Raw genomic sequence first — 420 nt, forward strand, 5'->3', positions numbered from 1 at the left:
GACGCGAGAGGTCGGCTCCATCGCCGAAGTACGCGTCCCGGTCTGCGAGGGCGAGCTTGAGCGTCTCCAGAATGGTGTGAGCCCCCTCCGCGGTGGCGGGGTCGAGCCGCGTGTCGGCCAGGGGTTCGAGGATGCGAAGTGCCTGGAGGAGGGCAGGACCCTGCGTCCAGGCGCCAGCCTTCACGACGGTGTGACCGCGGAACTCTGCGATGACGCCCTTCTCGTAGCCGGCGCGGAACGAGGCGAAGTCATCGGCGCGGATCCCGCCGCGTGATCGGTGCCGGAAGAATGGCGGTGCGGAGTCGCGAGGAAGTCTGCGGCGGCGTGTGCGACACGGCCGGTCGCCCACGCCACGCGCGCCGCGTCGATGCGCTCCTGGCGCGTTCCGGCGGAATCACCGGCCCCGACAAGCTCCTCGAG

1 protein-coding gene is annotated in these 420 nt (G+C 71.0%); it reads right to left on the reverse strand.

What is annotated here, in order from left to right:
- On the reverse strand, positions 1–349 hold a 349-nt coding region (locus M3593_RS24340), incomplete at its 3' end, for a gamma-glutamyltransferase (RefSeq protein WP_353056122.1).
- Between the last annotated feature and the right edge of the window lie 71 nt (positions 350–420).

It is taken from the genome of Mesobacillus sp. MER 48, from assembly GCF_023714225.1.
Classification (GTDB): domain Bacteria; phylum Bacillota; class Bacilli; order Bacillales; family Cytobacillaceae; genus Mesobacillus; species Mesobacillus oceanisediminis_A.